Here is a 4,636-nt window from a genome sequence, read left to right as displayed (position 1 = left end):
CCACCAGATACGACAAGACCCGCGAGTCCTACCAGGCCGCCGTCACCATCGCCTCAATCCTGCTCTGGATCTGATCTTTGAAGACGATCTCTAGGGCCCGGGCGCCCGACGCCAGGGCGCGAATACCGGAACGGCCCCGCCGCGGAGCTTCCGCGGCGGGGCCGTTCTCGTGTCGTCAGGGGAGGGGGAGGGTCAGCGGACCTGGCCGCCCTTGGGCATCCGGGCGCCCTTCGGCATCGGACCCTTGGGGATCGGCGCCTTGGAGAGCAGGTCGCCCAGCGCGCGCAGACGGTCGTTGATCTCGCTGACCTGGGCGGCGGTGATGGCGCGGGGCAGACGCATCAGGTGGATCTGGAGCTTCTTCAGCGGGACCTCGCCCTCGCCGTTGCCCACCACGATGTCGTGCACCGGCACGTCGCCGACCACACGGGCCATCTTCTTCTTCTCGGAGGCCAGCAGCTGGCGGACCCGGTTCGGGTTGCCCTCACCGATCAGCGCGATGCCGGCCCGGCCCACGGCGCGGTAGACCGCGTCCTGGTTACGGGTGACCGCGACCGGGGTGGTGCTGGAGCTCCAGCCGCGCCGGATGTTGTCCAGCACCGCCGCGACGGCGCCCGGCTGCCCCTCCATCTGCCCGAACGCGGCGCGCTCGGCCCGGCGCCCGAAGACGATCGCCATGGCCAGCACGGCCACGATGAAGCCCAGGATGCCCAGGTAGACGGGGTGCTCGATCGCGAAGCCGATGGCGAGGAACACGCCGAAGGTCAGCAGGCCGACGCCGGCGATGATCAGGCCGATCTTGGTGTCGACCTTCTTGGTCATGGTGTACGCCAGACGGATCTGCTTCAGCCGTCCGGGGTTCTCGGATGTTTCCCTCGCCATAACGCTCATGGTACGTGGCACGGGCACGGGATATCCAAGCCCGGGTACCCGTTCGCCCCAACCGTGACCTGTGCGCCCGCGCGCCGTCGCGCAGAGCGACGCCGGGGCACGTCCCGGTGACGCCGAAGCGTCGCCGGCGTACGACGGCGCTACCGCCGCACCGGCCGCGGACCCACCGCCCCCGCCCCCGTCCCGCCTGCCGTCCTCGCCGCCCCCGCCCCCACAGCCGCCCCCGCCCCTGCGCCTGCCCCCGTCCCCGCAGCCTCCGCCACCACCGCGTCGTCGTGCCGGCGGTCCGCCGCGTACCGGCGGTTCTCGCACACCGCCGCCCACGCGTTGCGCCGCGCGTGCCGCTGGCCGGGCGCGAGCAGGACGCTCTCGGCGAACCGCAGCGCCACCCCCACCGACCGGATCCGCATCTGCATCCGCATGCCGAACAGCTCCTCCCGTGGCTGAGAAGAATCGAACGCTCACCAGGCGTCCAGAGTCCCCACCCCGTGTTACCAGCCCGTGACCAGGCAGTCAAAGCGTGGTGAAACCGAAAGGGCGGAGCCGAAGCTCCGCCCTTCCCATGGCTCGAACCGGTCGGTCGACCGTTCGGCAGCCGTCAGACCGCGGCCTGCTCGCGCCGCTCCAGCGCCTGCCGGTACAGCCGGCCGGCCCGGTACGAGGAACGCACCAGCGGGCCCGACATGACGCCCGCGAAGCCCAGCTCCTCGGCCTCCTGCTGGAGCTCGACGAACTCCTGCGGCTTCACCCAGCGCTCCACCGGGTGGTGGCGCAGCGAGGGGCGCAGGTACTGGGTGATGGTGATCAGCTCGCAGCCGGCGCCGACCAGGTCGGCCAGCGCCTGGCTGACCTCCTCGCGGGTCTCGCCCATGCCCAGGATCAGGTTGGACTTGGTCACCAGCCCGGCCGCGCGGGCCTGGGTGATGACGTCCAGCGAGCGCTCGTAGCGGAACGCCGGGCGGATCCGCTTGAAGATCCGCGGCACCGTCTCGACGTTGTGCGCGAGCACCTCGGGACGGGAGGAGAAGACCTCGGCCAGCTGCTCGGGCACCGCGTTGAAGTCGGGGATGAGCAGCTCGACGCCGGTGCGCCCGGCCTCGCGGCCGGCGGTCATCGCGTGCACCTGGCGCACGGTCTCGGCGTACAGCCAGGCGCCGCCGTCCTCCAGGTCGTCGCGGGCGACGCCGGTGATGGTGGCGTAGTTGAGGTCCATGGTGACGATGGACTCGGCGACCCGGCGCGGCTCGTCGCGGTCGAACTCGGCGGGCTTGCCGGTGTCGATCTGGCAGAAGTCGCAGCGGCGGGTGCACTGGTCACCGCCGATGAGGAAGGTCGCCTCGCGGTCCTCCCAGCACTCGAAGATGTTGGGGCAGCCGGCCTCCTGGCAGACCGTGTGCAGCCCCTCCTTCTTCACCAGCGACTGGAGGGCGTTGTACTCCGGGCCCATCTTCGCGCGGGTCTTGATCCACTCGGGCTTCCGCTCGATGGGGGTCTCGCTGTTGCGGACCTCCAGGCGGAGCAGCTTCCTGCCGTCGGGCGCGACAGCGGACACGTGCGACTCCTAGAACTAGACGGGGTACCCCCAGGGTACGCCTGTGGTTGTACGGCCTTCGCCGGGCCTGCCGCCCTGCAATCGCAGGGCAACACGGCTACCGGTCGGTAGATTCCCAGTGGCCACCGGGATTCCCGGCCGCAGGGGCAGGGCCTCCGGCGGCCGGACGCGGCGGGTTCAGCGGCTGAGCGCCGGCTCCGGCAGCTCGGCGAGGACGTCCGCCAGGTGGCGTTCGACCACCGGCGCCGCCTCGGCGACGGGCAGTGCGCGCTTCAGCTCGCCGGTGAGCGAGGCGACGCCCGCGTCCCGGATGCCGCACGGCACGATCTTGTCGAACCAGGTCATGTCCGGGTCGCAGTTGAGCGCGAAGCCGTGCATCGTCACCCCGCGGGCGACCCGCACGCCGATCGCGGCGAGCTTGCGGTCGTCGCCGCGCTGGCCGGCGTTGGACGGCGCGTACTCGGGGCCGGCCAGCCGCGGGTCGATGCCCAGCGGCAGGCCCATCCGCAGGGTGAGCTTGCCGATGTCCACCACCTGCGCCGGGTCCACCACGGCGTCCGGGATGGACTCGCCCAGCACCCAGACCCCGCTGCGGCCCTCGACCCGGGTGGACCCGATGCCGAATTCACCGGCGGTGCGGATCAGCGCCTCCTCCAGCCGGCGGACGTAGGCGATGACGTCGATCGGGTCGGGCAGCTTGACGATCGGGTAGCCGACCAGCTGGCCGGGGCCGTGCCAGGTGATCTCCCCGCCGCGGTTGACCTCGACCACGGGGGTGCCGTCCAGCGGGAGGTCGGCGGGGTTGGTGCGCTTGCCCATGGTGTACACCGACTGGTGCTCCAGGAGCAGGACGGTGTCGGGGATCTCGTCCGCGACCCGCAGCGCGTGCAGCCGCTGCTGCTCCTCCCAGGCCTCCTGGTAGGGCACGGTCCGCTCACCTATGCCCATGCGAACAAAACGCACGTTCTCGCTCACCGCTGCTGCTCCTTGCCAGGCGTTCGAGACCAACCTCGCCACTGTACGCCCAGCCCGCTCGAAGCCCTCCGTGGGCCACCTCCCGTGCCCACCAGCCGCACCCGAAGCCCTCTCCGCCACCCCGTGTCCGCCCAGCCGCACCCGAAGCCCTCTCAGCCCCCCGCGAGCAGCTGCAGCCGCAGCGCGAGCTGGAGCTCCAGCGACCGCTCCGGCTGGTTCCAGTCCCGTCCGAGCAGCGCCTCGACCCGGTCCAGCCGCTGGACCACGGTGTTCACGTGGACGTGCAGCTCGTCCTTGGCCCGGGTCAGGCTGCCGCCGCAGTCGAAGTAGGCGCGCAGGGTGCGGACCAGCTCCGTCCCGCGCCGGGCGTCGTACGCGAGCAGCGGGCCGAGCGTCGCGCCGACGAAGCCGTCCACGTCGTGGCCGTCGCCGAGCAGCACGCCGAGGAAGCCGAGCGCGCGGGCGGAGGCGCCCTCCCCGGCGCGGCCGAGCACCCGCAGCGCCCGGACGCAGCGCAGGCCCTCGCCGTAGGAGGCGGCCAGCGCGGACGGTCCGGCGGCCGGGCGGCCCGCGCCGACGGTGACCGGGAACCCGGCCAGCAGGGCCAGCCGCTCGGCGGCCTGCCGGGCGGTCGCCTCGGGGTCGTCGGTGCCGCCGGCCTCGACGGGGGCCAGCAGCACCACCGTCTCGGCGTGCTCGGCGCTGACGCCCCGGGAGCCGAACAGGTAGCGCCGCGCCGCGCCCGCCAGACGTGTCCGGTCGTCGGCCTTCCCGTCGGCCGGCTCCGCGACCAGCACCAGGTGCGGCCGGGCGAGGTCGACGCCGAGCCGGCGGCCGCGCGCGGTGAGCCCGGCCGGGTCGCGCTCGGGGGCGGTCAGCAGGTCGGTGAGCAGCTCGCCGCGGATCCGGTTCTCGGTCTCGGCGACCGAGCGGCGCAGCAGCAGGAGCAGGGCGGTGACCACGCTGGCCCGCTCGAACAGCCGCCGGTCGGCGTCGTCGAGGTCGGGCCGGCCGCGCAGCACCATGGTGCCGAGCGCGTCGTGCCCGGCCAGCACCGCGCAGACCCACTGCTCGCCGTGCCGTACGGACCGGCCCTCGGCGCGGGAGGCGGCGACCGCCTCGGCCTGCGGGAACAGATCCGCAGCGGCAAGTTGGCCGCAGGCTCCGCGCTGTCGTCAACGCGGAAGCTGATGGACGACCACGGCGTGTCGAGCACGG

4 protein-coding genes and 1 pseudogene are annotated in these 4,636 nt (G+C 73.0%); all 5 read right to left on the bottom strand.

Going from position 1 to position 4,636, the window contains the following annotated elements; genetic code table 11:
• Window positions 1-192: 192 nt before the first annotated feature.
• A complete protein-coding gene (locus ABZW03_RS37670; RefSeq protein ID WP_355268904.1) occupies window positions 193-882 on the bottom strand; it encodes a DUF4191 domain-containing protein in 690 nt (229 codons plus the stop codon).
• Window positions 883-1,031: 149 nt separating this feature from the next.
• Window positions 1,032-1,313 (bottom strand): hypothetical protein, encoded by a 282-nt coding sequence (locus tag ABZW03_RS37665; protein WP_355268906.1) that lies wholly within the window; start codon window positions 1,311-1,313, stop codon window positions 1,032-1,034.
• Window positions 1,314-1,489: 176 nt separating this feature from the next.
• Window positions 1,490-2,443 carry a lipoyl synthase gene (gene lipA, locus ABZW03_RS37660; RefSeq protein ID WP_224283948.1) on the bottom strand — a complete coding sequence of 318 codons (954 nt, stop codon included), beginning with the start codon at window positions 2,441-2,443 and terminating at the stop codon, window positions 1,490-1,492.
• 177 nt (window positions 2,444-2,620) lie between these two features.
• A complete protein-coding gene (gene lipB, locus ABZW03_RS37655) occupies window positions 2,621-3,418 on the bottom strand; it encodes a lipoyl(octanoyl) transferase LipB (RefSeq protein ID WP_355268902.1) in 798 nt (265 codons plus the stop codon).
• 152 nt (window positions 3,419-3,570) lie between these two features.
• Window positions 3,571-4,509 (bottom strand): annotated as a pseudogene (locus tag ABZW03_RS37650) (helix-turn-helix domain-containing protein); the annotation flags it as partial.
• Window positions 4,510-4,636: the final 127 nt, after the last annotated feature.

The organism is Kitasatospora sp. NPDC004799 (assembly GCF_040609095.1).
In the GTDB taxonomy this organism is placed as follows: domain Bacteria; phylum Actinomycetota; class Actinomycetes; order Streptomycetales; family Streptomycetaceae; genus Kitasatospora.
This window is presented reverse-complemented; position numbering and strand designations above follow the sequence as displayed.

Excerpts from the sequence above, each read along its gene's own strand:
- ABZW03_RS37670 (WP_355268904.1), bottom strand. The coding sequence starts at position 882 with ATGGCGAGGGAAACATCCGAGAACCCCGGACGGCTGAAGCAGATCCGT.
- ABZW03_RS37665 (WP_355268906.1), bottom strand. The coding sequence starts at position 1,313 with ATGCGGATGCAGATGCGGATCCGGTCGGTGGGGGTGGCGCTGCGGTTC.